Below are 26,772 nucleotides of genomic sequence, written 5' to 3'. Positions count from 1 at the left end.
GCGGGGCCACCGTGGAACAGGCTGGACGGGATGTCCGAGAACCCGCCGCCGCCGCCCGCCGACCTGCGGGCCTGGCTCTGGCTGCTGGGCGCCTCCACGCTGCTGATGGCCGGGTACTTCACCCTGCCGCTGAAGTGGCTGGGCGAGCGCCCGCCGCTGGTGGGCTGGACGGTGTTCGTGGTGGCACTGGCCGGGCTGACCTGGCTGCTGCTGGCCAAGATCATCGGGGTGATGCGGGGAACGGCCAGGCGACCGGTCGTCTGGCTGGCCTTCCACATCTTCCTGGCGCTGACCATCTTCGCGGGGACGTACTACGTGCTGGGCGCGCACAAGGCGGAGTTCGCCGGGTTGGAGACCCGGCTGGACGCGCTGTACTTCACGGTGGTGACGATGGCGACGGTCGGGTACGGCGACATCACCCCGGCGGGGCAGACCGCGCGGCTCGTGGTGGTGCTCCAGATCGGGTACAACTTCGTGTTCCTCGCGTCGGCGGCCGGAACGGCGTCCCGGGCGATCCGGGGGAACGTGGAACGGAGGATTCGGGGCGGCCAGGGCTGACCCGGGCTTCCCGGCCGGCATGGCGGGCCTGTGCACGCGACCCGCCGCGCGGTGCCGGTCGCCGGTCGTCGGTCGTCGGTCAGGCGGTGTCCCGCTCGATGTCGAGGAGGAGGACGAGGAGGTTGAGGAGGGTCGACGCGGGCGCGGTGTTGAAGCGGACGAGGACGCGGCCGTCGATGGTCTGGTCGGTGGTGGCGGAGGGGAAGATCAGACCGTACTTCCGTCCGCGCTCCAGGACTTCGGCGAGCAGCGTGCGGATGTGGTCGTCGGTGTAGTTCCGGATGCGGGGATCGGTCGGCAGCATCGGGAAGCGGCTGCTGGTCATCGGCGGGCCGCTCCGTCCAGCTCGAACCAGACGGATTTGGCCTGGTCATGGGGGTCGACGCCCCAACGGTGGGTGAGGCCGGCGACGAGCTGGAGGCCCCGGCCGGACTCGGCGAGGAGGGACAGCGGTGGGGTGGCGGGGAGGACCGGGCTCTGGTCCGTGACGGAGACCCGGAGGTTGCCGTTGTCGGAGATGATGCCGACGAGTGGGGCCGGGGTGTCCGCGTGGCGCCAGGCGTTGACCAGGAGTTCGACGAGGGCGAGCTGCGCGTCGGAGATGACGGCGGGCGGCCAGCCGATGCGGGTCATGGTGTGGTGGAGGGTCTGCCGCGCGATGGCGATGGTGGGGGTGTTGATGTGACGCATGGGAGTTCTCCCGAGGCGTGAGGTGGGGAGGATCCGGCGGAACACGTGTCGCCGTGAGCCAGGCCAGTGAAAGAGGACATGGCTGCTCTGCGGTGCTTGCCAGCAAGCGTTACTGACGATCCGTCGGATCGATGTGAGATCGACCATAGCGCAGGAACTACTTAATTTTAGGTTGTTCTGCCGAAGTTCCCCCTCCCGAGGGACAGATGGCCCCGTCGAGCGCCGGCAAGGCAGACTGGCACCATGCCTGGTCGCCAGAACCCAACTCTTCGTCAGCGCCGCCTCGGTGCCGAACTTCGGAAGATGCGCGAGCAAGCCGGCCTCGGAGGCAGCCAACTCGCTCGCGCACTCGGAGTGAGCCCTGCCCAGGTGACGCAGATGGAGAGCGGAAAGACCAGCGTCAACGGGGACCGGCTCCGGTCCTTCGCGGCAGCCTGCAAGTGCATGAATCAGCCCTTGATCGAGGCCCTGGAGGCCATGGTCCGGGACCGCTCCAAGGGCTGGTGGGAGAAGTATCGAGGCACTGTCCCGGACGGCGTCCTTGAGAACGCCGAGTTTGAGAAGACCTCCCGCGAACTCATGCTGTGGCTTCTCACTCACATGCCTGGCCCGTGCCAGACCCTCGACTACGCCTCCGCCGTCTTCGGGCGCGTGTTCCCTCCACTGCCTCAACACGAGCTGGATGCCCGTACCGAGTTCAGGATGCAGCGCAAGGCCGATCTGCGTCGCAACCCAAAGCCCCTGACCTTCTTCATCTACGAATCCGTGCTGTGGACGCGGTTCGGTGGCACGCCAATCCTCAAGGAGCAGCTCGCATCCCTGCTCGAAGACTCCGAGCTGCCGTGGATGACCATCCGAGTAGTGCCATTCGACATCGAGACCTTCCCCGGGCCTGCCGAGAACCTCACGTACGCGTTCGGCGCGGTTCCTGAACTCGACACCGTTGAACGGGAGTCTTCCCACGGTCCCGAATACCTTGATGCCGTCAGCGAGCTGACCAGCTACAGAGCCATCTTCGAGCGCACCGAAGCATCAGCGCTGAGCGAGGATGACTCCCGCGACGTGATTCGCAAAATCGCGCGAAACTTGTGAAAGGGCCCGACATGACCAGCACCGAGTGGCAGAAGTCATCATTCAGCGGCAACGTCGAGAACTGCGTGGAGATCCGCACGGCCGACAGCTCGGTCGAACTCCGCGAGTCCGACGAAGGCCACCTCACCCTCCGCACCACCCCCGCCACCCTCGCCTCGCTCCTCCACGGCGTCAAGGCCGGTGAATTCGACCACCACGCCTGAACCCCGCCTAGGAAGTCGGCCCGCCCGACTTCCTAGGCAGACCAAAACCCGAAGGGCCCCACATGGCAAACACCGAGTGGCAGAAGTCATCCTTCAGCGGCAACGGCAACGAGTGCGTGGAGATCCGCACGGCCGACAGCCTGCTCGAACTCCGGGAGTCCGACGAAGGCCACCTCACCCTCCGCACCACCCCCGCCACCCTCGCCTCGCTCCTCCACGGCGTCAAGGCCGGCGAGTTCGACCACCACGCCTGAACCCCCAGCAGTCCCTCGCGCAGAAAGTCGGGCCGCCCGACTTCCTGCGCGGACGGCACCCCGCCTTGTCGGCCTGGAGTTCAACTCCCCTGTCGGCGCTCCTGGTCGCCCGTCGGCCCGATTCCCTTGATCCTGTCCGGAGTTCCGTCCGGAGTGAACGCGTGCTGGAACGTGAAGGCGTGCGGTGCGGCGCCGTGCTCGCGGAGGTGTTCCAGCCTGGAGACCCCGTCCTGCCAGGTGGGTATCACGCCTTCGTTGACCCACCAGAACACGTGGAGCGGCTGCCCTGTCCTCTCGAACCAGTCGTAGCGCCTGTTCAGCGCCTCCCGGTGCAGACCGGTGTAGACGGCGTCGAAGGCGGAACTCAGGTCGGTCCAGAGCGAGAGGGTCGCGGCCAGGGCGGTGGTGTCCGCCGTACGGCCCTTGTCGTACCAGGCCGGTACGGCGAACTTGCCCCACACTCCCCAGTCCAGCTCGAAGTGGCTGCCCCGGGCGCCCTCTGCCGCTTCGGCATGAGCGAGGTACCCGGGGTGTCGGCTGATCTTCCGGTAAATCGGCTCGCCGCTCTCGTGGAGTTCACGCGTGAGAGGTGCGGGATCGGCGAGAGGTGACTTCAGGACGCCGAACGTGTACAGCGCGAGATGGGGCATGCGTCTCTCCCTGGTTCGGGGCATAACCGGGCCACCCCGTCATGGGCGGGCGGCTCAGCCTGAAGGAAATCCCTGTGCGACCGTTGCCGATCGCCGAAGACCAGGTGAAGGTAACCGCCTCCGCAGGCCTTGTCGAAGTTGCAATTCCCCCGCCCACATGGCCTCTTGCGCAGACCCGGCCGCCAGATGCGCGAGAAGTCGGCCCGCCCGACTTCTCGCGCGAGAACACCACCTCACTCCCCCGGGCTCTCGCTTCCGGCTCCGGCGCGAGGGGCCACGGCCTTGAGCCTGCATGGATTTCATCTCTCGGACAGCACAACCGGTTTGATGCGCTATCGACTTCTTCTTGATCTTTCATTCGATACGGGAATGCTTCCGTTCCTTCCCGGACAGCCGCATACCGGCTCTCCGGAACCGCTCGACTCCACAACCTCCCTCTCGCCAGCCAACACGGTTACTCCGCTAAGGTGCGACTGTGGAAGAAGTCCCCTGGTTCGAGCACGACAAGGACGATCTGACCTCCGCGCAGCAGGAGTTCGCGACTGTGCTCTCTGCGCGTGCGAGTTTCTGGTCGGTGGACCCGCTCGACACAGTTCTGCTGCCCGCTCGCCACACCTGGTTCGGCGAGCTGCTGGCCTATCTGGACATCGGTGACCCGGAGCGCCACCAAGGCGTGCTGACCATCGGAGCCCACTATGACGGCACCACCGTGCGCGCGGACAAGCTCCACAACCAGAACTTCAGTCGCCCCGACGCACCGACCGAGTTCACCTTCACCGCGACCGGCAACCCCACGGAGGCGGCGACCCAGACGGCCATATGGTTCGAGGCAGTACTCGCGCGGCCCCTGGTCCGCTGCGAGTGGCTGCACGAAGGGAGGGTCTACGCCGTCCGCTACGAGTACGCCGACAATGGGCGAGGCCTCAGCGAGGGCTTCGAGACGCCGCTCGCCCCACCTGAGCTGCAAGAACACTCCGCAGATGAGGATATCGACCGCGACCGCGGCCGGATCAACCGCGCCGACCTGGGCGAGCCCGACCGGGTGATCCACGTCCGAGGCGTGAAGTCCGCACCATAGCTTGGGATCGACGAGGACGCTCAGCCGCCTCAGGAGAATATTCGAGAATCCGCGCTCACTCCGCGTGGCTCTCCGGGCATTCTGAGTCAACCTGGCTGTGAGGGGAGCGGCTATGAGCCGACGACTGCGGTACATCGGAAGCAACTCGGGACACAACGGTTGCCCGACGCTCTACGAGGACATGGAGACCGGGAATGTCGTCGTGCAGGGCGACCTCGTGACCGACCCCGACGAGATCGCCCAGTTCCGCGACATCAAGCCCGGCGAAGGGTTCGTGACTGTGCCGCGCGTGCTACTCACGGACTTCGCGCCGCGAGACGTGAACCGAGAACGCGTGCTGATCAGCTGGGACGAGTTCGAGGAGATGTTCACGACCTGCCAGCACACGGCGTTCCGGCTGGAGACCCGCCGCCAGTACCGCTCCGACGAAGAATCCGAGGACTACCGCCGGTTCGTGGCCGGGTTGGACCCCCAATGGGACCTGGACCACCCGTGGTGCCGCACGCGCCGCGAGCATTCGGCTCTGGGCAAGCGGTTCGAGCGCGTGCGGATCATGGACAACCCGCCCACCATGGGTCAGCGCTACCTGCTCCAGAACGCCGAGCGGAACGGCAAGGTCGGCGAGGACATCCGCTACCTCTGGCGTTCCGACGCCGATCGGTTGGGCCTCCCGGCAGAGGACGCCTGGCTGTTCGACTCGCGCGTGATCGCCCTTCTGCACTTCGACGCCGAGGACAACGTCACCGAGATCGAGGTGATCACCGACCCGGTGAAGGTGGCCCGCGCCTGCCAGGAGCGGGACGCTGCCTGGCACTACGCCGTCCCGCACGGCGAATTCCGCGCTGGGGTACCGTCCGGCATGTGAGCACCGACTTCCAGCAAGCCAGAATCGCCCTCGGCCTGCGGCTCCGTGAGCTGCGCGCCGAGGGCGGTTTCACAGGCCGGCAACTGGCCGACCGGCTGGGCTGGACGCAATCCAAGGTCAGCAAGCTGGAGACCGGCCGGCAGACGGCCACCCATGACGACCTCAAAGCATGGGCCGATGGTGTAGGCCAGCCCCAAGCGGCGGCCGAACTGTCGGCCAGACTACGCGCCTTCGAGTCAGGAACCCGATCCTGGCGACGCCAATTGGCCGCCGGACACAAGCCGGTACAGGACACGCTGACCGCCGAACACGACCGCACAAGGGTCATGCGTGCGTGGGAGGGTGCCATGATCGTCGGCATACTCCAGACACCCGACTACGCCCGGCACATCTTCAGCGCTTATGTTGACCTTCACCAGTCGCCGCGCGACATAGAGGATGCCGTTCGAGCCCGCATCCAGCGGCAGGAGAGCCTGTACCGACCGGGCAAGAAGTACCACGTCGTCATGGGGGAATCCGCCCTGCGCGCCCTGGTGTGCCCGCCCGCCGTGATGGCCGCGCAACTCGACCGGCTGAGCGGTGCGATCGGGCTGGACACCGTTTCCCTCGGCATCGTGCCGTTTGAGGCGTCGCTCAAGTTGCCGCCCGCCAACGGCTTCTGGATCCACGACGACCGGCTCGTCATCGTGGAGGACTGGCACGCCGAGCTGTGGCTCGACCAGCCGGACAACGTCGCGTTGTACCAGCGCGTGTGGGACACCCTTGCCGACACCGCCGTCTACGGCGCGGACGCCCACCGGGTCATCACACGCTGCCGCAGGGCTCTCGGCGACGTCTGAGGAATCTCCGCGAACCACGCTCCCGGCGGCTCGAATAGTCGAGAATCGCGCGCGCTCCGGCACCGCCGGCTCCCCTAGCGTCCTTCTCGGCAAGCGAGTTGACCACCAAGCGAAGGGGAACACACATGCCCATGCTCGACAGCGGCAAGCACGGCGGCGGCCAGGGCGACGGCAAGGGTGGCGGCCAGCAGGACGACTCCAACAGCGGCAACAAGCACGGTGGCGGCGGCAGTGACGAGGGCGGGAACTCCTCGGACGGCCGTGGGCCGGCGGACGGCCGCTGACGGATGAGCGAGCAGCACGAAGCGGAGGTCGGCCGGGCCCGGCTGGCCTCCGCGCTCCGCGCGAACGGGGCCCTCACCTCCGAGTGGGAGGAGGCCTACCAGGCTGTTCCGCGCCACTGGTTCGTCCCGGACCTCATCTGGCCGGGGCGGGCGGACGGGGTGCGGCAGGGTGAGTCCGTGCACCGGTTGGCCGATCCGGCGTTGTGGTGGGAGGCCGTCCACTCGGACGTGCCGCTCACCACGCAGTGGGACGACGGGGAGCACAGCGGGGATGGCAGAGGCATCGCGCCGACTTCGTCCAACTCGATGCCGACGATGGTGTTCTCGATGCTCGCGGCGCTGGATCCGCGACCCGGCCACCGGGTGTTGGAGATCGGCACGGGGACGGGGTGGAATGCCGCCCTGTTGGCGAATCGCGTCGGCGCGGGGGCCGTCGTCACGGTGGAGGTCGACGAGGAGAGCGCGGCTGCCGCACGCATCCGGCTCGCGCGGGCCGGATGCGAGCCTCGGCTCGTGGTGGGCGACGGGGCGAAGGGCTGTCCCGACGCCGCGCCGTTCGATCGCGTCATCGCCACCTGTTCGGTGCGCCGGGTGCCGTACGAGTGGGTGGCCCAGTCGCGGCCGGGGGCCGTGATCGTCGCACCCTGGGCGCCGGAGTACGGCGGGGAGGCGGTGGTCCGGCTCACGGTCGGCGAGGACGGGACGGCCAGCGGGCGGTTCGTCGGGTCGTCGGCGTTCATGCGACTGCGACGGCAGCGGGTCGAGCGGCCGGACAGTCTGGCGTACCTGTCCGGGCCGTGGCCGGCGGACGGGTCGAAGTCGTCGACGTCCCTGTCCCCGGAGGACATCGCCGGTTGGCTGCCCATGTTCGCCGTCGGCACCCGGGTGCCGGACGCGTTCCCGCTGGTCGAGCGGTACACCGACGGCTCGTACACGCTGTGGCTGCACGACACGGCCGTCACGTCCTGGGCCACCGTCGACTGGGAGCCCGGCCGGAAGTCCTACGAGGTGGTGCAGTCAGGCCCGCGCAGCCTGTGGGACGAGGTGGCCGCCGCGTACCGCTGGTGGCGCGGCCAGGGGCACCCCGGGTTCGACCGGTTCGGGCTCACCGTGACGCCCGGGGGCGAGACGGTCTGGCTGGACAGCCCGCCGAAGTGACCCGTCGACGTGAGCGGAGCAGGAAGTCGGGCGGGCAGACTTCCTGCTCCGGGCAGGTCACCGCGAGCGGACTCGGCGGACGGCGGCTTCCAGGACGGCCCACGGGTCGGCGGGGTCCAGCTCGCCCTCCGCGGCGCGGTCGAGGAGTTCGGTGAAGCAGGCCTGGTAGAGGAGTTCGCGGTCCAGAGTGCCGGTGTCCTTCTCCAGGCGGCGGATCACGCCCTGCTGGAGGCCGCCGCCGTGGTGGACGGCGATCTTCCTGCGCCAGGCGATGGCTTCGGGCACCCGGGTGCCCATCGCCGTGCGCAGATGGTGCTTCTCGCGGCCGTCGCGGACCTTGCACTCCGGCGCCGTGTCCAGGGCCACCCGCATCACCGGCCAGGCCCAGAAGGGGTGGTGGGTGGCGGTGCCGTAGGCGAGCGGCATCCGGTTGGAGAGCTCGTTGCTGCGGCGGGTGCGGTCGACGGCGGTGAGGCACTGGTCGATCAGGTCGTCGCGGTGGTCGAAGGGGCGGTAGAGGCCCGCGTTGATCAGGTCGCTGCCGTAGCCGGTGAGCAGCACCTTCTCGGGGGCGACGGCGCCCAGGCGCTGCACGGAGGTGGCGGTCAGGGCGACTTCGACCACCTCCGGGTCGGTGACGCCCAGCCAGCGGACGGCCTCCGGTATGGAGGCGATGATGTCGTCCTCGGTGAGCCGGACGGGCTGGAGGGCGATGCCCAGTTCGGCGCAGAGTTCGGCCGCGTCGGCGAGTTCGTCGCCCCAGGGGGTGGCCACGCTGTACGGGGTGACGGGCAGGCCGGCCCGGGCGGCGAGGTAGGTGACGGTGCCGGAGTCGATGCCGCCCGAGAGGAGGGTGGCGTAGCCGGTGCCCTCGGGGGCGGCCGCGGCGATCCGGCGGATCTCCTCGGTCAGCGCCTCGATCTGGGCCTCGCCGGCGGCGAGCGGGTCGTCGCGGCGCGGGTCGCGGAACGAGGCGAGCGGGTCGTGCTCGTCGCGGACCTCCGTCAGCCAGACGCCCCCGGTGCGGTGGGTGCGGGCGTGGATGCCGTGGGGCAGCCGCCGCACCCCCTCCACGGCGCCCCCGGCGACCACCACGGGCAGGTCGAGGGCGGCCAGCACGAGGGGCGCGAGCAGCAGGTCGGTGAAGTAGGCGAACCGGCCGCGCAGCCGGTTGACGGCGTAGTAGACCGGGTCCTCGTTGAACGGGGAGACGTGCAGGGTGACGGCGTCCGGCTCGATGCCCAGCACGGTGGCGGCGGTGCCCGGCACGGTCGACGCGGCGCCGTCCAGGCCGTCCGGGCCCCCCGGGGACACGGTCAGGGTGCGCACGTCGACGGTGAACGGCGTGGTCGCGGGGAGCGCGGCGTCGGCGGGCCCCCGGTAGTGGACGTGCAGGCCGCCGAGGTCGGCGTGCCGGGCCAGGTCGGCCAGCCCCGGGACGGGGGCGTTGGTGACGACGCACCACTTGCTGCTGGGGGTTGCCTGAGCGGTCACGCTGATCACGCCTTTCCGATGATCCGGCGCATGCGCTGCTGCGCCTCGCCGGCCGAGAACGCGGTGCGGTGGGACCTCTTGCCCTCGTCGCGGACCCGGCGCAGGCCCTCCACGAAGGGGCCGTTGACCCGGGCGCGGGTGGACTGCACGGCGGCGGCGGTGTACGAGGCGATCCGCCGGGCGTGCGCGAGGGCGGTGTCCAGCAGTTCCTCCGGGTCGGTGACCTCCTGGAGGAGGCCGTCCGTGAGGGCGCGGCCGGCGGACCACTCGGCGCAGGTGTAGAGCATCTGCTGCATGACGCTGCGGCCCACCGCCGCCTCCAGCAGGTAGCCGCCGAAGTTGCAGGCGATGCCGACCCGGAACTCGGGCATCACCAGCTTGGAGACGTAGCTGCCGATCCGGAGGTCGCAGCAGAGGGCGATCTGGAGGCCGACGCCGATCGCGTAGCCGTCGATGGCGGCGATGACGGGCTTGGTGATGCCCGCGACGGTGCCGTACAGGTCGGTGATGTCGTCGATCCAGTCGTCGACCTCGTCGCCGCCGGAGAACTCCGAGACCTCGTGGAAGTCGCCGCCGGCGCCGAAGGACCGGCCGGGGCCGCCGTACAGGACGACGCAGCGGACCCGGTCGTCGGCGTCGAGGTCGGTCAGCAGCCGGGTCAGCTCGCGCATCCGCGCCCTGCTGAACGGGTTCTGTTCGTGGGCCTGCGAGAACTCCACCAGGGCGACGCCCTCGGAAAGCACCTCGCTGGTCATGGTCGCTGTCGTGGTGTCAATCGGCGACACGGACCCTCACTCTCCATCAGATGGCATATTTATGCAGGAAGCTTCGTGCGCCGTTGCACGATGGCCGGTGGCTGGGTGGAAACGCCCAAGGTCGTTGCCGCCCAAGTTGCTTGAATGTACGGTGGTCGGAATGTTCATTCACCGAGAAGGAATGTGAACCATGGCGATCACGGCCCCCAGGGGATTTCGCAGCGTGACCAAGAACATGGGGCTCAAGGACGTCGAGGACGACTTCGCGGTCGTCGTCTCCGAGGTGCCCGCCCGCTCCGCCGCCGTGTTCACCCGCTCGCGCTTCGCGGGGTCGAGCGTCGTCCTCAGCCGTGAGGCGGCGCCCCGGCAGCAGAGCCGCGGCATGGTCGTGCTCTCCCGGAACGCCAACGTGGCCACCGGCAAGGAGGGCGCGGACAACGCCGCCGAGGTCCGCCGCAGGGTCGCCGAGATCGTCGGCATCGACCCCGAGGAGCTGGTCATCGGTTCGACCGGCGTGATCGGCCGCCCGTACCCGATGGAGAGCATCCGGGCCGGGCTCGCCGAGCTGTCCTGGCCGTTCCCCGAGGCGGACTGCCCGGCGGCGGCCGCGGCCATCATGACGACCGACACCCGCCCGAAGCACCTCAGCGTGCGGGTCGGCGACGCGGTCCTCACCGGCATCGCCAAGGGCGTCGGCATGATCGAGCCGAACATGGCCACCCTGCTGACCTTCTTCTTCACCGACGCCGACGTCCCGGCCGCCGAACTCGACGCCCTGTTCCGGCGCGTGATGGACCGGACGTTCAACGCCCTGAGCATCGACACCGACACCTCCACCAGCGACACCGCCGCGATCTTCGCCAACGGCCTGGCCGGCCCCGTCGACCTCGCCGAGTTCGAGCAGGCGCTGCACACCGTCGCGCTGCACCTGGTCCGCGACATCGCCTCGGACGGCGAGGGCGCCAGCAAGCTCATCGAGGTTCAGGTCACCGGGGCCCGCGACGACGCCCAGGCCAAGCGGGTCGGCAAGAGCGTGGTCAACTCGCCGCTGGTGAAGACGGCCGTGCACGGGGCCGACCCGAACTGGGGCCGGATCGCGATGGCCGTCGGCAAGCTGGAGGACGAGACCGACATCGAGCCGCCCCGCGTCCGGATCTCCTTCGACGACCTCCCGATGCACCCGGAGGAGCCGAGCGACGCCCTGCTGGAGCGGGCCGCCCGGTACCTGGCGGGCGACGAGGTGGTCATCCGGGTGGACCTCGGCATCGGCGAGGGCGCGTTCACCGTCTACGGCTGCGACCTCACCGAGGGCTACGTGAAGATCAACGCCGACTACACCAGCTGAGCCGGCCGCGGCGCGGCACGGTCCGGGCGGACCGTGCCGCAGGGCCGCGCTCGTCCCGTGCCCGTGCCGCGGGGCCGCGCTCATCCCGTGCCCGCGCCGCGGCGGGAGCCGCTCACAGCTCGCCCCGCGCGGGGTAGTCGTTCTCGTTGATCCAGCGGACCGTCTCCACCACCTCGTCCAGGTGCGGCCGCAGGAACGGCATGCTGGTCTGCACGGCCGCGTAGAGGGTGCCGTCCGGACGGACCAGGAACAGGCCGGGCTCGCCGAACTCGTTCGGCTGGCCCTCCTTGATGGCCTTGGACACGTACAGACCCCACTCCCGCATGGCGGCGAGCGGCAGGCCGTAGCCGACCGGCACCCGGCTGATCCCCCACTCCTCGACGGCACGCCGGGCGCGGCCCTCGTCGTCCCCGCTGACCGCCACCACGGAGTCCACCCCGACGGCGGCGAACTCGTCGATCAGGCCGTCGAGTTCGGTGACGTGGGCGCGGCACATCGGGCAGTGCCCGCCCCGGTAGAAGACCACCATGCTGAAGCGGTCGGGTCGCTGGTCGGCGAGGACCCAGCGGCCGCCGCCGACCAGCGGGACGTCGAGGGCGGGAACGGGCTGACGGGGCTTGGGCGGCACGGGGACTCCAGACATGGCGACTCCAGGCACGGGGACTCCAGGGGTGGTGGAAGGGGCGGGCGGCCGGGCACGGCTCAGGCCGCGTCCGGCAGGGTCAGCTGGCCCCGGAACAGCAGCCGGGTGCCGTCCGGGCCGATGGCCGTACGGCCGTGCAGGGTCCGCTGGTTGTCGATGATCAGCAGGTCCCCGACCTGCCAGCGGTGGGTGTAGGCGTACCGCTCGGAGCGCAGGAAGGCGTCCAGCTCGGTGAAGAACCGGTCGGACAGCTCGGGGGCCATCCCCCTGACCCTGACCTCCCAGGAGCGCGGGGTGACGCCGGGGGGAAAGGCCGTCGCCAGGTTCAGCGACCTCACCCGGCCGTAGTCCCTGGTCGCCGGGATGGCGTACCAGTCCTCGGGGACCGTCGGGAAGTAGCCGCGCTCGGTGACCAGGTACTCGATCTCGTACTCGTCGAGGACCCGGCGCAGGTGCTCGGGCATCTCCGCCCAGGCGGTGAGCTGGTCGCTGACGTAGGTCTCTCCGGAGCCCGGGGCGTCGGAGAACTCGGCGGCGTACAGGATGATCAGGTCGACGCGCTCGCCGACCAGCAGGCCGTCCGTGTGGATCGGCAACGGGCCCCGTCCGGTGACGACCTTCCCCTCGTCGCGCGAGGCGTTGAGCTTGAGGAGGTCGGCGCCGCCCTCGCCGAACTTGTGGTCGACCGTCTCCCCGAGCGAGCGGACCAGCAGCTTGAAGTCCCCTTCCGCCAAGGCGAGTCCGCGGACCAGGGCGCACCCGCTGCCCAGCGCGGCCCGCTTGGTCCGCTGGGCCAGCTCCTCGACGGGCCGGCCGGGGCTCCAGGGGATGACCGCGCCCATGCCGGACGGAGTCAGCCGCTGGTAGCCGTCGTTCGCTGCGTCGGACATGCCGATTCCCCTCCCAAAGTGGTTGTCTGCCAGTGGTGTTGCGCGCGGTGGTGTTGCGCGCGACGGTGTCACGCCCGGGTGCCGCGCTCGATCTCCGCCGCCAGCCGGGCCGCCGTCACGGGCTCCGAGAACAGGAGCTCCAGGTCGAGGTCGATCCCGAAGGCGTCCTCCAGCGCGGACAGGACCTGGATCAGCGTCACCGAGTTGACGCCGAGGCCGATCAGGTCCGCGTCGTCCTGCTCCGGGGACAGCCGGTGGCCGCGGGAGGCGAACTCCTCGCGGACGGCACCGGGTACGTCTGTTCCACTCGTCGTCATCGCCTGCTTGTCCTTCCGACCGTTCCGTTGTCCTCGGTGACGGCGTCCGCGACCCGCCGGGCGTTGTCCGGCCCGAACACGTCGAAGTGGCCGCCGGCCAGCACCGCCGCACCGGCGGTGCGCGCCACCCGCCCCCAGGCGCCGGCGTCCGGCTCGGCCGGCCGCTCGGCGGCCCGGAACTCCACCACGGGCAGCGCGGCGGGCTCCGGGCTCCAGGCGGCCAGCGCCGCGATGTTCTGCCGGTACACCTCGTACCGGGTGCGCAGGGTCGGGTCGTCGGCGACGTCCGCCCGGTCGACGTCCGCCCCGCTGGTCTCCCGGATGTCCCGGAGGAACCCGTCCAGCAGGCCGTCGTCACCCGGACCGGGAAGCCGGGAGGCGGCGGAGACCGGGGTGTCGACCACCACGACCCGGGCCACCGGCGCCTCGCAGGCCCGGGCCGCCTCGAAGGCCAGCGCGCCGCCGAAGGACCACCCGGCGAAGACCAGCGGCCCGCCGCCGGACAGCACCTCGGCGGGCAGCTCCCGCAGGCAGCCCCGGGCGAGCCCGGCCACCGAGGCCACCGAGGCCGGCGAGGCCGGCGAGGCCGGCGAGGCCGCCGGGCCGGACTCCGACTCCGGCACCGACTCCAGCACCGGCACCGGCACCGGCACCGGGGCGTCGAAGCCCGCCACATGGACGTCGACGTCCCCCGGCAGCTCCCGGATCAGCCCGGCGTAGCAGGAGACCCCGCCGCCCACCGGCGGGAACAGCACCAGCCGCAGCCGCGGGCTCGTGGTGGCGCGCGGACGGTACGTCCAGATGCCGGAGCCGTGTTCGCCCCGCTCCCGGCGGCACAGCGCGACCAGGCCGGCCGGCGTGGGATCGGCCATGAAGTCGCCGAACGACACCTGGTGGCCGAGCCGGGAGCGCACCAGCGAGAGCAGCCGGATCGCGTCGTAGGAGCTGCCGCCGGCCTCGAAGAGGCTCCGCCGGCCCGGGAGTTCACCCAGCACCTCGCGCCAGCAGCCGGCGATCTCCTGGCCGGCCAGGCCGGCCAGGCCGCCCGCCGAGCCGCCCTCGGACGTCTCCGGTTCCGGACCGCGTCCGTCCTCGGGCAGCGGCAACGCCTGGAGCCGGCGCCGGTCCACCTTGCCGTTGCCGGTCAGCGGGATCGCGTCGAGGCCGACCAGCGCGTCCGGGACCATGTAGTGCGGCAAGGCCTTGCCGAGCGCGGCGTACGCCGCCCGCCGCCAGTCCCGCGGCGCGTCCTCGGCGAGGGTGACGAACCCGACGAGGTGCTTGCGCCGCCCCTCGCCCCGGACGCAGACGGCACTGGTGCGGATGCCCGGCGAGCGGTCCAACAGGTGCTCGACCTCGCCCAGTTCCACCCGGTGCCCGTTGAGCTTGACCTGGGTGTCGGTGCGGCCGAGGAACTCCACCACCCCGTCCGGGTGCCGGCGGCCCCGGTCGCCGGTGCGGTAGAGCCGCCCGAACACCGGGTCCTCGACGAACGCCGCCGCCGTCCGCACCGGGTCGTCGGCGTAGCCGTCGGCCACCCCGGCGCCGCCGATGCAGATCTCCCCGATGTGCCAGTCCGGGCACAACTGCCGTTCCTGGTCCAGCACATGGATGTCCTGCCCGGGCAGGGCGCGGCCGTACGGAATGGACCGGCGGCGGCAGTCGGCCTCGGTGACCAGGTGCCGGATGGACCAGATCGCGCCCTCGGTCGCGCCGCCCAGGCTCATCACCCGCGCGGCCGGCGCGAGGCGCCGCAGGGCGGCCGGGAGCGTCAGCGGGATCCAGTCGCCGCTGAGCATGAAGGTCCGCACGGTCGGGACGGTGGCGCCCTCCTCGGCCAGCAGGGAGGCCAGCGCGGGGGCCGAGTTCCAGACCGTCACGCCGTACCGGCCGATCAGGCCGGCCCAGGCGGCGGGGTCGCGGGCGGAGTCCGGGGAGAGCATCACCACGGCGCCGCCGCGCAGCAGCGGCCCGAAGACGTCGTAGACGGACAGGTCGAAGCCGATCGAGGAGACCGACAGGACGCGGTCCCCGGGGCCGACACCGAGTTCGTCGTTGACGGCGTCGATCGTGGTGAGGGCGGCGGCGTGCGAGATCACCACGCCCTTCGGCTCTCCGGTCGAGCCGGAGGTGAAGATGATGTAGGCCGTGGGCGTCCGGTCCGTGGCGGGAGGGAGCACGGACCCGCCCGGCTCCGGCAGCCCCAGGGGCCGCGCCCCGCGCCCGGCCCAGCCCTCGTCCGTCTCCGGCCGGCCGTCGGTGAACGCGAAGCGGACCCCGCCGCGCCGGGCGATGCTGTCGAGCCGGCCGCCCGGGACGCCGTGGTCCAGCGGGACGTAGACGCAGCCGGCCAGCAGGGCGCCGAGGACGGCGACCACCTGGCCGCGCCCGCGCGGCAGGTGCACGGCGGCCTTGTCCCCGGGGCGGGCCCCGGCCGCGCGCAGCGCCGCCGCGGCCGCCGACGCGCGGGCGACCAGTTCCGCGTAGCCGAGGGTGCCCCGCTCGTCGTGCACGGCCGGGGCGTCGGGCGTCTCGGCGGCGCGGCGCAGCACCCGGCCGTGCAGGGTGTCCCCCGCGGCGGCGGGCGGCCGGGCGGTGACCGGAGCCGGGGCGGTGACTAGGGCCGGGGCGGTGACCGGAGCCAGGGCAGTGACCGGAGCCGGGGTGCGGTGCGGCAGCCGTGCCCAGTGGTCGCGGGACTTGGCGAGCTCCCCGACCAGGTCGGCGTACTGGCCGACGAAGTCCTCGACGAAGCCGGGGTCGAAGGCGTCCGTCCGCCAGTCGAAGCCCAGCCGGACGCTGCCGTCGGCCTCCAGCACCACCTGGTGGTCGAGCAGCACCTGGGGCACCCGCAGCCGCACCTCGTCCCAGCGGCGGCGGAACCCGAGGTCCGCCTCGCGGCGGCCGTCGGCCGTCAGCGCGGTGAAGGCGAACGGGTACGGCAGCCGGCGCGGGTCGCCGCCCGGGTCGGCCAGCCGGGCGATCTCCGCGCCGCCGAGGGAGCCGTGCAGGGCCTGGGCCAGGTAGCGGCGCTGGACCGTCCGGGCGGTCTCGGCGAAGCCCTGCCCGGTGGCCGCCGGCACCTCCAGCGGCATGGTGGTGCCGTGGTTGCCGAGCTCGTCGGGGGCCGGCGGCCGCCCGGCGCGCCGGGAGTACAGCACGGTGAGGGTGTGCGGGACGCCGCCGCCGAGACGGCCCAGGGCGACACCGTAGACGGCGAGGTAGACCATCGGGGCGGTCAGGCCGTGTTCCCGCGCCGTCCCGGCGAGGGCGCGCGCGGTGGCCGCGTCGACGGTCAGCACGCGGTGGCCGACGCCCGGTCCGGCCCGCCGCCAGTCGGGGCACAGCGGCAGCTCCGCCGGGCCGGGCAGGGCGGCGGCGCGCTCGCTCCAGAACCGCCGGTCGCGGGCGGAGCGGTCCCGGCCGCCGGACTCCACCGGGCCCGCGGTCGACGAGGCGGGCGCCCGGTCCGACACCAGGGCGGCGAGGAAGACCTCCAGCGAGGCCGCGTCCATCAGCCACAGGGCGTAGACCAGGTGCAGCCGCGCCCGGCGGTCGGAGCGGACGGCGACGACGCGCAGCAGCGGCCCGTCGCCGAAGGCGAAGCCGTCCGCGGTGCAGGCCTCACGCACGGCGGCGTCGGCGGCGTCGAACCCGCCGTCGGTGACCTCGCGGACCTCGACGTCGACCGCGTCGGCGGCCGCCTCGGGCAGCACCGGCAGCGAGAGGTCCTCGGCCACGCCGGCGCGCAGCACGGCGTTGGCGCGCACCAGCCGGCGCAGCCGGTCCCCGAGCCCGGGGACGCGCGCCGGGTCGAGGTCGCAGCCCAGGTAGTACCGGGCGGGCCCGCGCAGTTCCATGCCCGGCTGCTCGCCGACGAGGTAGGCGCGCTGGATGGGGCTCAGGGCCTCGGGCGGCAGGACGGCCGTCACGCCGTCGGTCGTGGCACCGCCCATCAGAGGACGATCTCCCTGGCCTGGTCGCGGCTGAGGAAGCCGCTGGGGCTGAACGTCGGCCCGTAGGCGCCCACGCCGAGGAACACCAGCGTGTCGCCGACCGCCACCGGGGGCAGCGGCACGTCCTCGGCGAGCACGTCGAGTTGGGAGCAGAGCGGCCCGGTCACCCAGGCGCGCTCCGGGGCGTCCCCGGGCTGCGCGGCGTCCTGGGGCGCCCCGTCCTGGGGCGCCCCGACCGCCCGGACCAGCGGCTCGCCCCGGCTGCCGCCGGCCACCAGCCGGCCGGCGATGAACAGGTGGTTCACGCCCGCGTCGACGGCCACGTAGCGCCGGTCGCCGACGGTCTTCACGTCCAGCACGGTGGTGAGCAGCACCCCGGCCGGGCCGGCGATCGAGCGGCCGTACTCGCAGACCACCGTCCGGCCCCCGCCTCCCCAGGGCAGCGGCTCGCCGCCCGCCGCTTCGAGCCCGGCCCAGTCCACCTCCGGGTCCGCGTCGCACCACGGCAGGGCGATGCCGCCGCCGACGGAGACCATCCCGAGCCTCAGCCCGAACCGCTCCTCGACGTCCCGGGCCCGCTCCAGGGCGGCCCGCCGGGCCGCGTCGACGACGGCCGCGTCGGCGTACTGGGAGCCGAAGAACAGGTGCAGGCCGTCGACCGTCAGGGCGGAGCCCCGCAGGACGCCGACGACCTCGTCGAGGTCCTCGGCCGCCACCCCGAACTGGTTGGGGGACGGCGCGCCGCCCGGAGCGCGGGACGGGTAGGGCGTGTTCAGCCGTACGACGGCCCGGCCGGCGACCCCGAGCAGCTCCGCCACCTCGGCGAACAGCCGTGCCTGGCCCGGGGATTCGACGGTCACCGCGACCCCGGCGGCCAGCGCGGCGGCCGCCTCGGGGCGGCTCTTCGCCGGGCCGGTGAACAGCACCTTCGCGGCGGGCATCCCGGCGTTCAGCGCCGTCTCCAGCTCGGCGGTGGAGCAGACGTCGAAGCCGTCCACCAGGGACGCCAGGGCGGTGACGACGCCGGGGTGCGGGTTGGCCTTCAGGGAGTAGTAGAGCTCGGCGCCGGGGACGGACGCGGTCCGGACCCGGTCGACGGCGGCGCGCAGGGCGGCGCGGCTGTAGACGAACGCCGGGGTCGCGCCGGCGCGGTGCAGCAGGAGTCGGGCCTCGGCTGCGGTGGGCGTCCAGAACCCGGCCCGGTCGGAAGGCGTGTCAGTCCGCACAGCGGGTTCCCCCGGTCTGACAGAGCGCTTCGATGACGCGGCCGTGGAGGCGGTCGACGAGGCCGGTGAGGTCGGTTCCGCGCATGGCGATCCCCTGTCGGTAGTAGTACGTCAGCACCATCTCGGCGGCCGACATCTGCAGTTCGCCCTGGAGCTGGTAGCGCAGCGAGCGGCCCAGCGGGCGGGGCTCCCAGGAGCCGAGGTCGCGGGCCCGCAGGCCGCGGGCCTTGGGGTGCTGGTTGAACAGCACGGTGGAGAACGGGAAGCGGTCGCCGCCGTCGAGGCCGTGCTCGGCGGCGCGCTGGTCGAACTCCCAGGCGCCGTGGGCGAGGCCGGCCGCCAGCTGCCGGGCGTACTCCCGGGACCTGTCCCGGAGCGGGGCGGGGCCGCCGCCGCGCAGCACGAGCTGGCTCATGAACAGGCCCGCCACCGTGCCCGGCACGCCCTCGCGGGCCTGGACCGGGACGACGACGTTCAGCGCGCCGAGGCCGAAGGTCCGGCAGACGGCCCGGTCGTACGCGGCGAGGACGACCGAGAAGACCGAGACCCCGGTCTCCGCCGCGAGCCGGTGGGCGGCGCGCACCGCCCGGACGCCGAACGGCCGGGAGAGCAGCATCCCGTCGCGCGCGCCGGCGCCGGTCTCCTCGGGCAGTTCGGTCTGCCCGGCGCCCTTCAGCGCCCGCCGCCAGTACTCCGCGTCCGGCGACGGCTCGACGGGGCGGCGGGTCGCCTCGCAGTAGGCGCGGAAGCCGTCCGGCGGCGGGGCGTCGCCGAGCGGCTCGCCGAGCAGCAGCGCGCGCAGTTCGCGGGCGACCAGGTCCATGCTCAGCCCGTCCAGGAACAGGTGGTGGGCGACGGCGAGGACGGAGGTGCCGCCCTCGACCGGGACCAGGGCGGCCCGCAGCGGCGGCGCCGTCGTCGGGTCGATCAGCGGTGTCACCGCCTCGACCCGGGCCTCCTGCACCGTGCGGGAGCCGGCCTCGTGGACGGTGAGCGGGCAGCGCACCCCGGCGGCCCCGGTGTGGACCTGTCCGTCCCACCGCGGGGTGAGGGCGAGCCGCAGCACGTCGTGCCGGGCCACCAGGGTGTCCAGCGCGGCGCGCAGCTCGGCCTCGGTCACCGGCCGCTCGACGCGGATCTCGCGGGAGAGGTTGCACCAGTTGGCGTTGCCGTCCGCCATGCAGGTCGCCAGGTAGGCGAGTTGGCGGGTGGAGAGGGGGTGGACGGCCGGTTCGCCGGTTCCGGGCGCGCTCGGCCCGGGCGGCACGGGTACGGGTGCCCCGGTACGGACCAGGCGCTCGATCGCCGCGGCGAGGGAGGCGAGGTCGCGGTGGCCGAAGCAGTCCTGGGCGGAGAGTTCCAGCCCGAAGTGCCGGTTGACCCGGGCGACGAAGGTGATCATGTCGAGCGAGCCGAGGCCCGCCTCGACGAACGCGGTCGAGGCCGCCGGTTCCTGGTCCTGGTCGAGGAGTTGACGCAGGACGTCCACCGTGGTCGCCCCGGCGCGGCCCGGCCCGCCGGGCGCGGACGCCTCCTCGGCGGAGAGGGAGGCCGCCAGCGCCACCCGGTCGACCTTCCCGCTGCGCAGCAGCGGAAGCTCCCGACGCAGCCGGACGCCCGGCACGGGCAGCTCCAGCCGCGCCGCCACCGCGCGCACCCGCTCGCGCAGCGCGCCCTCCTCCCGGGGCGGCAGGTCCGGTGCGGCGACGAAGGCGTGCGGGGCCTGGCGGTCGACCACCACGCACTGGGCCACCCCCGCCAGCTCCTCGACCTCGGTGACGAACCGGTGGTACGAGACGCGCCGCCCCGACACCTTCAGGTCGTCGCCCGCGCGACCGGCGATCACCAGGTCCCCGCCGGCCCGGAAACCGATGTCGCCGGTGCGCAGCGGGGAGGGCATCGGCTCGATGCGGAAGGTGCCCGGGGCCGCGCCGGGGCCGTCCGCGAGGACGCCCAGGGCCGGTGCGGCGGAGGTGACGAGCACCTCGCCGCGGCCGTCCCGGTCCGGCTCGGCGAGCGTGACCGTCACCCCGGGGCGGGGCCGCCCGACCGGCAGCCCGAAGGCCCCGGCCGCGTCCTCGGCCCGCACCGCGCGCCGGAACAGCTGGGCGAGGGTGCCCTCGGTCATGCCGTACAGGTTCACGATCTCGGCGCCGGGGGCGAGGCCCGCCCACTGCCGCACCACGCGTGCGGGCAGCACCTCCCCGGCGAAGAAGGCCAGCCGCAGCGAGTCGAGCGGGGTGGACCGCTCGGTCAGGACGTCCGCGACGCGCCGGGCGAGGGACGGGACGAGGAAGGCGAGGGTCGGCCTGCTCCCGGCGAGGTGGCGGCCGAGCGCGGCCAGGTCCAGCTGGGCGTCCACGGGCGGCAGGCACAGTCGGCCGCCGGCCGTGAGCACCGCCAGCAGCTCGCGGAGCGAGGGGTCGAAGTTGACCCGGGTGAGGGCGGCGCAGGTGTCCCGCGGACCGAGGCCGAACTCCTCGACGAACCAGGTCAGGAAGGTGTACAGGCCCGTCCGGCTGCCGACGACCGCCTTCGGCGCGCCGGTCGAGCCGGAGGTCGGGACGAGGTAGCCCGCGTCGCCGTCCGGATGCCGCCGGGCGCTGTCGGGACATCGGCGGCCCGCGGTGTCGAGGACGACCCGGCCGGTGGCCGCGTCCACGACCAGCTCGCCGACGTCCCCGGAGGTGTCGCCGCGGAACTGCGCCACCGGGGAGACGTCGCTGCTCAGCAGCACCGACGGCCGGGTGATCCGCTCGGTCCACGCGTACTGCCCGGGCGTCATCCCGGCGTCCACCGGCACCGGGACGGCGCCGCTGCGCAGCGCGGCCAGCAGCCCGACGACGTAGCCGGGGGTCAGCGGGCCGAGCAGCAGCACGTGGGTGCGGGCCGCGCCCGCCCCGGCCAGCCGGTCGGCCAGCTCGTCGACGGCCTCGCCGAGCCGTTCGTACGACAGCGTGTGCCCGCACCACTCGACGGCCGGGCGGTCCGTCCGGCCGAGGTCGAGCAGCCGGCCCAGGGAGTCCGGTGTCCGCATCGCGGCGCTCACGCGGTCCCGGCGGTGGGCGGGTCCAGGACCAGCCGGGCGAGTTCCCGCCGGACGGTGTCGTCGCTCGCGGCGAGCACCTCGGCCAGGCGGTCGGAGTCGGCCTTGCGCTGGTTCAGCCGGAAGCAGGAGGAGATCCGCAGGTCGTGCAGGCGGTAGCCGACGATGTTGCGGAGGTAGCCCTCGGTGAGCTCGGGCGGCATCTCGTCCAGGGACCAGGTGGACCCCTCGACGGTCTGTCCCTGGAGCCGGTCGATCAGGTCGACGACGTCGGCGCGGGTGCGGGCCGGGTCGCTGACCTCCAGCCGGCCGGAGATCTCCACCGCGCAGTAGATCCAGGTGGGGATGCGGCCCCGGGTGCCGAACCACTCGGCGGGCACGTAGCTGTCCGGGCCCATCACGGTGACGGTGGCCGGCGCGCCCGCCTCGAAGGCCGCCGTCATGCCGTTGGCGCGGGCGACGTGCCCGGCGACGAACAGCCCGGCCTCCTCGCTGCCGCGCAGGTCCACCGGCAGCGGCGAGGTGTGCACGGTGCCGTCGTGGTAGGTGGCGAGGACGCCGAAGGACCTGGCCCGGACGAAGTCGACCATGGCGGGCAGCGGCAGGGTGAAGGGCTCTCGGGTGTACATGGTCAGCGACGGTCCTTCGACTCGGCGTCCAGCGGTTCCAGGCCGATGCCCTCCCGGGCGCCGCGCTGCGGCGGGTGGAAGGCGATGGCGTTCAGAGCTCCGGCGAGCAGGGTGAAGAAGCCGGTGCGGGCGAAGGTGCCGCCGCCGGCCGCGCGCAGCAGCAGGCCGCCGAGCGCGCCGATCCCGTCCTCGACGCCGTCGCGGGCGCGGACGGCCGCGTTGAGCTGTTCGCCGTCCGGCCGGTCCTCGTCGACCGCGCGGGCCGCTTCGGTCACCCGCGCCTCCAGGCGGCGCAGTTCGTCGAACGCCTCGGTCCACCGCCCCGAACCGGCCCGCCGCCCGGGCGGGGTGGCGGTGGCCAGGCAGCGGGCGACGCCCAGGTAGGAGGCGCTGATCAGCAGCTGGAACCAGGTGTAGCAGTCGGTGGCGAAGCGCCGGCCGGTCTCGCCGCGCAGCGGGAAGACCCGGTCGTCCGGGACCCGCACCCCGGTCAGCCGGACGGCGTGGCTCTCGGCGGCGTGGAACACCGGGCTGGTCCAGAACGGTTCGCGCTCCAGGCCCTCGGACCCGGCCGGGACGAAGACCTGCGCGTAGCCCTCGGGGGTGCCGTCGGGCGCGCGCAGTTCGGCCATCAGGGACAGCACGTCCATGCTGGTGGACAGCGAGCACGGCCGCTTCAGGCCGGTGACCAGCCGGTCGGCGCCGTCGCGGACGGCCCGGCTGCCGAGCGTGCGCAGGTCGCGGCCGGGCGTCGACTCGGCGCCGCCGGAGGCGAGCAGCCGCGCGCCGGTGCCGAGGTCCTTGAGGATCGCCGAGGCCCGCTCGTCGCCGGAGCGCGCCACCCGGGCGAGCGCCGCGATCTTGTAGTGGTGCATGGTCGTGGCGACGGCCACGGCCGGGGCCAGGGTGCCGACCGCGATCTGGAAGCGCACGGCGTCCACCGCCGACGCCCCGGCGCCCGCGCACTCCCGGGGGACCAGCAGGGTCGTGGCCCTGGTCCGCTTCAGCGCCGCGAACGCGGGCCCGGCGTCCTGTTCGTGCTGCTCGGCCGGCCGGGCGGAGAGGTCCGCGAAGAGCCCCTCGGCCATCGCGTCCAGTACGGCCCGGGCGTCGGCGACGACGTCGTCCTCGATCTCACCACCGGTCACGGGGTGCTGCCCTCCTGAGCGTGCATCAGCCGCCGCACGGCGGCGTAGTCGGTCTTTCCGAGCGGGGTGCGCGGGATCGCCGGGACGGTCTCGTACCGCTGGGGCAGCTGGTACGACAGCAGCCGCTCGCCGAGCAGCCGCCGCACCTCGGCGAGGTCGAACCGGTCGTCGGTGACGAGCAGCGCGGCGACCCGCTCGGTCTGCTCCGCGTCCGCGACGCCGACCACGGCGCTGTCCAGCACCCCGGGGCAGCCGCGCAGCGCCGCCTCGACCTGGAGCGGGCCGACCTTGTTCCCGGCGACGTTGATGAAGCCGGACAGCCGGCCCCGCACGTACCAGCCGTCGTGGTCGGCGCGGACCAGGTCGCGGGTGCGCAGCCAGCCGTCCTCGAACATCTCGGCACTCGACTCCGGGTCGCGGTAGTAGCCGCGGGCGAGCGCGGGGCCGCGCACGTACAGCTCGTGCAGCGGTTCCTGCCCGGCACCGCCGCCGGGCGCGGGCTCCAGCCGCCACTCCACGCCGGAGACGGGGGTGCCGATGGAGCCGTGGCCCGCGTACCGCTCGTCGAAGCAGATGACGCCGATCTCGGACAGGCCGTACACCTGGCGCAGCGGCACCCCGAACCGTTCGTGGAAGCGCTGCTGGGTGTCGAGGCCCAGGGGTGCGCTGCCGGAGATCACGGTGCGCAGCGAATCCGCCCAGGACGGCGGCAACCGCTCCGCCTGGGTGAGCAGTTGGTAGAGCACCGGCAGGCCGCTCAGCAGCGTGACGCGGTGGCGCTCGATCTGCCGGGCCAGGCCCCGGCCGGTCAGCCGGCCGGGGCGGGCGAACACCACGGTGGCGCCGGCGAGCAGGGCCGGGAGGGTGAGGACGTCGATGCCGTGGCAGTGGGCCAGCGGCAGCGGACAGAGGACCACGTCCCGCGCGGTCAGCTCCAGGTCGCCGCCCCAGAGCCGGACCCGGGCGGCGATGGCCGGCCGGCTCATCACGATGCCCTTGGGCTCGCCGGTGGAGCCCGAGGTGCAGTGCACCACCCAGTCGCCGGGCTCGTAGCCGGCGGCCGCCCGGGCCCGGTGCCGTTCGGCGTCGGCGACCTCGCGCAGCCCGTAACCGCCCCGGCCGGGTGCCGGCTCCTCGTCCAGGGCCAGCCGGGTGACGTCGAAGCGGGCCGCGTGGTGGTCGCGCTCCGGTACGGACAGGCGGCTGTCCAGCAGGACGGTGACGATGCCGAGGCGGGCGGCGGCGAGGTAGAGGGAGAGGAAGGTGAAGGGCTCGTCGACGGCCAGCCCCAGCACCTCGCCCGGGCCGAGCCGGGTGGCCAGGTCGCGGGCGGCGGTGTCGACGGCGGCGAGCAGTGCGGCGTACGTCGACTCGGTGCCGTCGTAGCCGACCACCGCCCTGGCGCCGGGTGCGGCGAGCGCCACTTCGCGGAACGCCCCGTACAACTCACCGGCCGGTACGGCCGTTTCGGCAGGGATGCCGTCCGGCATGGTGGACCTCCCCCTTGGCTGCCACCGTGATCATGAGCGGTGATGAACCGTCAGGACCACTTCGTTCGTGAGGAATCGTTACATCGCTGAACCGGAACGCGATCCCACCACAGCACCTTTCTGTCACACAAGATCCGCCCGAATCCCGAGATTCCTGAAACACCGTCAAAAATGGTCAGATGAGCGATCGCCCCCCACCCCTCGCGGCGACCGGAGGGAATCCCTCCGGCACCGCGGCTCCCCCCTCTGGCCAGCACGAAGAACGGCGCTGTCCACAGGCTGTGGACAGCGCCGCTCGGGCGGGAACACCTCGACGGGCCCCGGCCTGGTCAATCCCAAATCGTGGCGCAGGTCACGGCGGAGAGGGCGGTGGCGACGGGCACGAACCGTCCGGCCGTCAGTCGTCCTGGAGATCCGCGGTGGTGTGCAGGGTCGCGTACAGGGCCGAGAGGCGGGCGTTCCAGTTGGCGTACGTCGGGGCGTCGACGGCGTGCTTCTTGCCCAGGTCCTTGATCACCTTCTGGGCGTTCCTGAGCTCCTGCGAGGCCGCGTCCGGGTCCCCCTCGTTGAGGCGGGCGGAGCTGGTGTCGAGGATCTTCAGCAGGTCCATCTGCCGGTCCCGCTCCTTGCCGACGTGGGCCTGGGCCACCGCCTGCCGGAAGGACTGGAGCTGGAGCGCCGCCGGCTGGTTGCGCGGGACGGGCTGGGCCGAGGCCGGGGGCGCCGACGGGGTGGTCGGGGCCGCGGAGGGCGTGGTGGCGGCCGGCGCCGGCGTGGTGGGGGCCTGGGTGGGAGGCGCCGCCGGGGCGGTGGCCGCGGCCGGCTTGGCGGCGGGCGTGCCGTCGGCCGGCTCGTCGAAGGCCGTGAGGGCCAGCGCGGCGACACCGGCCAGGCCCGCCACGCCCAACGCGCCGAGCACCAGCGGCTTCCGGCGGCCGGGCCGGACGGGAGCGGAGGCGGCGGCCGGGGCGGGACGGCCCGTCGGGACGGGGATCGGCGCCATCACCGAGGTGGCGGCCGGGGGCTGAGGCGGCAACAGGGTGGTGTGCTGCTGGTTCGGCGAAGGGGCGTAGGGAACCGGCTGGTTCGGCGAAGGCGCGTAGGACACCGGCTGGTTCGGCGAGGGCGCATGGGGAACCGGCGGGAGGAGCTGGGTGGCCGCCCCGGCGGTGGTCGCGAGCAGCTCCGCCGTCGGGTCGCCGACCATCAGCCCGGGCACCGTGCCGAGCAGTTCGGCCCGGGCGGCGGCCGCGTCGGCCGGGCGGCCCGCCGGGTTCTTGGCCAGCAGCCGCAGCACCGCCGCGTCCAGCGCCGGCGGCAGGCCCGGACGCCGGGCGGAGGGCGGCGGCGGCAGCTCGCTGACGTGCTTGAAGGCGATCGCCACCGGGGTCTCGGCGGTGAACGGGGTCGCGCCGGTGAGCATCTCGGTCAGCACGCAGCCGACCGCGTACAGGTCGGTCCGCCCGTCCAGCGCCGAGGCGGTGGCCTGCTCGGGCGAGAGGTAGGCGGCCGTGCCGAGCACGCTCGCGGTCTGGGTCAGGTTGCTGGAGGAGCCGGCCCGGGCGATGCCGAAGTCGACGACCTTCACCCCGCCGTCGTCGGTGATCATGATGTTCCCGGGCTTGATGTCCCGGTGCACCAGCCCCGCCGCGTGGGCGACGGCCAGCGCCTCGCAGACCGCCGCCGCGATGCCGACCGCGCGCTCCACCGGCAGCGTCTGCCGCTCCGCCAGCAGGGCGGCCAGCGAACGGCCGCTGACCAGCTCCATGACGATGAACGGGGTGCCCTGGTCCACGCCCGAGTCGAAGACCATGACGATCCTCGGGTGCACCAGCATGGCCGCGTGCTGGGCCTCCCGGCTGAAGCGCTCGGCGAAGCGGGGGTCGTCGGCGAGGCCGCCGTTGAGCACCTTGACGGCCACCTGACGGCCCAGCACCCGGTCCACCCCGCGCCAGACGGTCGCCATGCCGCCGACGCCGAGTATCCCGACGAGTTCGTAACGCCCGTTCAGCGCCCGTCCGATCACCTGGAGCTCCCCTCACGTGCCCTGCCCGGGGTCCCGGGCCGCCTCGTGCACCCGTGCACGATAGCCGCACCTCCGGGCGGGTCCCGACGCGTCCGCCGGGGGCGGAAGGTGGCGGCCGGGGGACCGGGCAGCGGTC

At 73.1% G+C, this 26,772-nt stretch carries 25 protein-coding genes; 10 read left to right on the top strand and 15 right to left on the bottom strand.

Annotated elements, in window-relative coordinates:
- Nucleotides 1-30: 30 nt before the first annotated feature.
- Nucleotides 31-558 carry an ion channel gene (locus ACFRAR_RS24180; protein WP_380700253.1) on the top strand — a complete coding sequence of 176 codons (528 nt, stop codon included), beginning with the start codon at nucleotides 31-33 and terminating at the stop codon, nucleotides 556-558.
- 79 nt (nucleotides 559-637) lie between these two features.
- On the opposite strand, the gene ACFRAR_RS24175 is transcribed toward ACFRAR_RS24180, so the two are convergent.
- Nucleotides 638-883, bottom strand: coding sequence for a hypothetical protein (locus tag ACFRAR_RS24175; RefSeq protein WP_380700252.1), 246 nt, complete (start codon nucleotides 881-883; stop codon nucleotides 638-640).
- A complete protein-coding gene (locus ACFRAR_RS24170) occupies nucleotides 880-1,248 on the bottom strand; it encodes an ATP-binding protein (protein ID WP_380700251.1) in 369 nt (122 codons plus the stop codon). The genes ACFRAR_RS24175 and ACFRAR_RS24170 overlap by 4 nt, the downstream gene beginning before the upstream one ends.
- A 243-nt stretch (nucleotides 1,249-1,491) precedes the next feature.
- Here ACFRAR_RS24170 and ACFRAR_RS24165 point away from each other — a divergent pair, with 243 nt between their 5' ends.
- The 3 genes from ACFRAR_RS24165 (at nucleotide 1,492) to ACFRAR_RS24155 (ending at nucleotide 2,797) form a co-directional block, all read left to right on the top strand.
- Complete coding sequence (locus ACFRAR_RS24165; RefSeq protein ID WP_380700250.1) at nucleotides 1,492-2,340, top strand: helix-turn-helix domain-containing protein; 849 nt, start codon at nucleotides 1,492-1,494, stop codon at nucleotides 2,338-2,340.
- Between the two features lie 11 nt (nucleotides 2,341-2,351).
- Nucleotides 2,352-2,543, top strand: a complete 192-nt coding sequence (locus ACFRAR_RS24160; RefSeq protein WP_380700249.1) for a DUF397 domain-containing protein — start codon at nucleotides 2,352-2,354, stop codon at nucleotides 2,541-2,543.
- Nucleotides 2,544-2,605: 62 nt separating this feature from the next.
- Nucleotides 2,606-2,797, top strand: coding sequence for a DUF397 domain-containing protein (locus tag ACFRAR_RS24155; protein WP_380700248.1), 192 nt, complete (start codon nucleotides 2,606-2,608; stop codon nucleotides 2,795-2,797).
- A gap of 80 nt (nucleotides 2,798-2,877) precedes the next feature.
- On the opposite strand, the gene ACFRAR_RS24150 is transcribed toward ACFRAR_RS24155, so the two are convergent.
- The gene (locus tag ACFRAR_RS24150; RefSeq protein ID WP_380700247.1) at nucleotides 2,878-3,447 is read right to left on the bottom strand and encodes a DUF3291 domain-containing protein; all 570 of its coding nucleotides are present in this window, start codon (nucleotides 3,445-3,447) and stop codon (nucleotides 2,878-2,880) included.
- A 475-nt stretch (nucleotides 3,448-3,922) separates the two neighbouring features.
- Here ACFRAR_RS24150 and ACFRAR_RS24145 point away from each other — a divergent pair, with 475 nt between their 5' ends.
- From ACFRAR_RS24145 to ACFRAR_RS24125, 5 genes are all read left to right on the top strand, one after another.
- On the top strand, nucleotides 3,923-4,525 hold the full coding sequence (locus ACFRAR_RS24145) for a hypothetical protein (protein ID WP_380700246.1): 603 nt from the start codon (nucleotides 3,923-3,925) through the stop codon (nucleotides 4,523-4,525).
- 112 nt (nucleotides 4,526-4,637) lie between these two features.
- Complete coding sequence (locus ACFRAR_RS24140; RefSeq protein WP_380700245.1) at nucleotides 4,638-5,390, top strand: DUF6879 family protein; 753 nt, start codon at nucleotides 4,638-4,640, stop codon at nucleotides 5,388-5,390.
- Nucleotides 5,387-6,229 carry a helix-turn-helix domain-containing protein gene (locus ACFRAR_RS24135; RefSeq protein ID WP_380700244.1) on the top strand — a complete coding sequence of 281 codons (843 nt, stop codon included), beginning with the start codon at nucleotides 5,387-5,389 and terminating at the stop codon, nucleotides 6,227-6,229. Before ACFRAR_RS24140 ends, ACFRAR_RS24135 begins: the two co-directional genes overlap by 4 nt.
- 125 nt (nucleotides 6,230-6,354) lie before the next feature.
- Nucleotides 6,355-6,513: a hypothetical protein gene (locus ACFRAR_RS24130; RefSeq protein ID WP_380700243.1), complete on the top strand. Its 159-nt coding sequence runs from the start codon at nucleotides 6,355-6,357 to the stop codon at nucleotides 6,511-6,513.
- Nucleotides 6,514-6,516: 3 nt separating this feature from the next.
- Nucleotides 6,517-7,671, top strand: coding sequence for a methyltransferase domain-containing protein (locus ACFRAR_RS24125; protein ID WP_380700242.1), 1,155 nt, complete (start codon nucleotides 6,517-6,519; stop codon nucleotides 7,669-7,671).
- Between the two features lie 57 nt (nucleotides 7,672-7,728).
- Here the strand turns inward: ACFRAR_RS24125 and ACFRAR_RS24120 are convergent, their stop codons facing one another.
- Both ACFRAR_RS24120 and ACFRAR_RS24115 read right to left on the bottom strand, forming a co-directional pair.
- Nucleotides 7,729-9,165, bottom strand: a complete 1,437-nt coding sequence (locus tag ACFRAR_RS24120) for an asparagine synthase-related protein (RefSeq protein WP_380700241.1) — start codon at nucleotides 9,163-9,165, stop codon at nucleotides 7,729-7,731.
- A 5-nt stretch (nucleotides 9,166-9,170) separates the two neighbouring features.
- Nucleotides 9,171-9,920 (bottom strand): enoyl-CoA hydratase/isomerase family protein, encoded by a 750-nt coding sequence (locus tag ACFRAR_RS24115; RefSeq protein WP_380700240.1) that lies wholly within the window; start codon nucleotides 9,918-9,920, stop codon nucleotides 9,171-9,173.
- A 190-nt stretch (nucleotides 9,921-10,110) separates the two neighbouring features.
- Between ACFRAR_RS24115 and argJ the strand changes: the two genes are divergently transcribed.
- Complete coding sequence (gene argJ / locus ACFRAR_RS24110) at nucleotides 10,111-11,265, top strand: bifunctional glutamate N-acetyltransferase/amino-acid acetyltransferase ArgJ (protein WP_380700239.1); 1,155 nt, start codon at nucleotides 10,111-10,113, stop codon at nucleotides 11,263-11,265.
- A 112-nt stretch (nucleotides 11,266-11,377) separates the two neighbouring features.
- On the opposite strand, the gene ACFRAR_RS24105 is transcribed toward argJ, so the two are convergent.
- From ACFRAR_RS24105 to ACFRAR_RS24060, 10 genes are all read right to left on the bottom strand, one after another.
- Nucleotides 11,378-11,908 carry a peroxiredoxin-like family protein gene (locus tag ACFRAR_RS24105; RefSeq protein WP_380700238.1) on the bottom strand — a complete coding sequence of 177 codons (531 nt, stop codon included), beginning with the start codon at nucleotides 11,906-11,908 and terminating at the stop codon, nucleotides 11,378-11,380.
- Nucleotides 11,909-11,967: 59 nt separating this feature from the next.
- Nucleotides 11,968-12,798: a TauD/TfdA family dioxygenase gene (locus ACFRAR_RS24100; RefSeq protein ID WP_380700237.1), complete on the bottom strand. Its 831-nt coding sequence runs from the start codon at nucleotides 12,796-12,798 to the stop codon at nucleotides 11,968-11,970.
- A gap of 68 nt (nucleotides 12,799-12,866) precedes the next feature.
- The gene (locus ACFRAR_RS24095; RefSeq protein ID WP_380700236.1) at nucleotides 12,867-13,115 is read right to left on the bottom strand and encodes an acyl carrier protein; all 249 of its coding nucleotides are present in this window, start codon (nucleotides 13,113-13,115) and stop codon (nucleotides 12,867-12,869) included.
- Complete coding sequence (locus tag ACFRAR_RS24090; protein ID WP_380700235.1) at nucleotides 13,112-17,071, bottom strand: amino acid adenylation domain-containing protein; 3,960 nt, start codon at nucleotides 17,069-17,071, stop codon at nucleotides 13,112-13,114. The genes ACFRAR_RS24095 and ACFRAR_RS24090 overlap by 4 nt, the downstream gene beginning before the upstream one ends.
- A complete protein-coding gene (locus ACFRAR_RS24085) occupies nucleotides 17,071-18,297 on the bottom strand; it encodes an alanine racemase (protein WP_380700234.1) in 1,227 nt (408 codons plus the stop codon). The genes ACFRAR_RS24090 and ACFRAR_RS24085 overlap by 1 nt, the downstream gene beginning before the upstream one ends.
- Nucleotides 18,287-21,346, bottom strand: a complete 3,060-nt coding sequence (locus tag ACFRAR_RS24080) for an AMP-binding protein (protein WP_380700233.1) — start codon at nucleotides 21,344-21,346, stop codon at nucleotides 18,287-18,289. The genes ACFRAR_RS24085 and ACFRAR_RS24080 overlap by 11 nt, the downstream gene beginning before the upstream one ends.
- Complete coding sequence (locus ACFRAR_RS24075; RefSeq protein WP_380700232.1) at nucleotides 21,343-21,972, bottom strand: FMN-binding negative transcriptional regulator; 630 nt, start codon at nucleotides 21,970-21,972, stop codon at nucleotides 21,343-21,345. Before ACFRAR_RS24075 ends, ACFRAR_RS24080 begins: the two co-directional genes overlap by 4 nt.
- 2 nt (nucleotides 21,973-21,974) lie before the next feature.
- Nucleotides 21,975-23,120, bottom strand: a complete 1,146-nt coding sequence (locus tag ACFRAR_RS24070) for a hypothetical protein (RefSeq protein ID WP_380700231.1) — start codon at nucleotides 23,118-23,120, stop codon at nucleotides 21,975-21,977.
- Nucleotides 23,117-24,610: a class I adenylate-forming enzyme family protein gene (locus tag ACFRAR_RS24065; protein ID WP_380700230.1), complete on the bottom strand. Its 1,494-nt coding sequence runs from the start codon at nucleotides 24,608-24,610 to the stop codon at nucleotides 23,117-23,119. The genes ACFRAR_RS24070 and ACFRAR_RS24065 overlap by 4 nt, the downstream gene beginning before the upstream one ends.
- Before the next feature lie 397 nt (nucleotides 24,611-25,007).
- A complete protein-coding gene (locus ACFRAR_RS24060; protein ID WP_380700229.1) occupies nucleotides 25,008-26,636 on the bottom strand; it encodes a protein kinase in 1,629 nt (542 codons plus the stop codon).
- Between the last annotated feature and the right edge of the window lie 136 nt (nucleotides 26,637-26,772).

Source organism: Kitasatospora sp. NPDC056651 (assembly GCF_042792155.1).
GTDB lineage: Bacteria > Actinomycetota > Actinomycetes > Streptomycetales > Streptomycetaceae > Kitasatospora.
The sequence above is the reverse complement of the archived record's forward strand: the minus strand, read 5'-3'. Positions and strand labels throughout refer to the sequence as shown.

Coding starts and splice junctions, on each gene's coding strand:
- ACFRAR_RS24180 (WP_380700253.1), top strand. CDS start 31: ATGTCCGAGAACCCGCCGCCGCCGCCCGCCGACCTGCGGGCCTGGCTC.
- ACFRAR_RS24175 (WP_380700252.1), bottom strand. CDS start 883: ATGACCAGCAGCCGCTTCCCGATGCTGCCGACCGATCCCCGCATCCGG.
- ACFRAR_RS24170 (WP_380700251.1), bottom strand. CDS start 1,248: ATGCGTCACATCAACACCCCCACCATCGCCATCGCGCGGCAGACCCTC.
- ACFRAR_RS24165 (WP_380700250.1), top strand. CDS start 1,492: ATGCCTGGTCGCCAGAACCCAACTCTTCGTCAGCGCCGCCTCGGTGCC.
- ACFRAR_RS24160 (WP_380700249.1), top strand. CDS start 2,352: ATGACCAGCACCGAGTGGCAGAAGTCATCATTCAGCGGCAACGTCGAG.
- ACFRAR_RS24155 (WP_380700248.1), top strand. CDS start 2,606: ATGGCAAACACCGAGTGGCAGAAGTCATCCTTCAGCGGCAACGGCAAC.
- ACFRAR_RS24150 (WP_380700247.1), bottom strand. CDS start 3,447: ATGCCCCATCTCGCGCTGTACACGTTCGGCGTCCTGAAGTCACCTCTC.
- ACFRAR_RS24140 (WP_380700245.1), top strand. CDS start 4,638: ATGAGCCGACGACTGCGGTACATCGGAAGCAACTCGGGACACAACGGT.
- ACFRAR_RS24130 (WP_380700243.1), top strand. CDS start 6,355: ATGCCCATGCTCGACAGCGGCAAGCACGGCGGCGGCCAGGGCGACGGC.
- ACFRAR_RS24125 (WP_380700242.1), top strand. CDS start 6,517: ATGAGCGAGCAGCACGAAGCGGAGGTCGGCCGGGCCCGGCTGGCCTCC.
- ACFRAR_RS24115 (WP_380700240.1), bottom strand. CDS start 9,920: ATGACCAGCGAGGTGCTTTCCGAGGGCGTCGCCCTGGTGGAGTTCTCG.
- argJ (WP_380700239.1), top strand. CDS start 10,111: ATGGCGATCACGGCCCCCAGGGGATTTCGCAGCGTGACCAAGAACATG.
- ACFRAR_RS24105 (WP_380700238.1), bottom strand. CDS start 11,908: ATGTCTGGAGTCCCCGTGCCGCCCAAGCCCCGTCAGCCCGTTCCCGCC.
- ACFRAR_RS24100 (WP_380700237.1), bottom strand. CDS start 12,798: ATGTCCGACGCAGCGAACGACGGCTACCAGCGGCTGACTCCGTCCGGC.
- ACFRAR_RS24095 (WP_380700236.1), bottom strand. CDS start 13,115: ATGACGACGAGTGGAACAGACGTACCCGGTGCCGTCCGCGAGGAGTTC.
- ACFRAR_RS24090 (WP_380700235.1), bottom strand. CDS start 17,071: ATGGGCGGTGCCACGACCGACGGCGTGACGGCCGTCCTGCCGCCCGAG.
- ACFRAR_RS24075 (WP_380700232.1), bottom strand. CDS start 21,972: ATGTACACCCGAGAGCCCTTCACCCTGCCGCTGCCCGCCATGGTCGAC.
- ACFRAR_RS24065 (WP_380700230.1), bottom strand. CDS start 24,610: ATGCCGGACGGCATCCCTGCCGAAACGGCCGTACCGGCCGGTGAGTTG.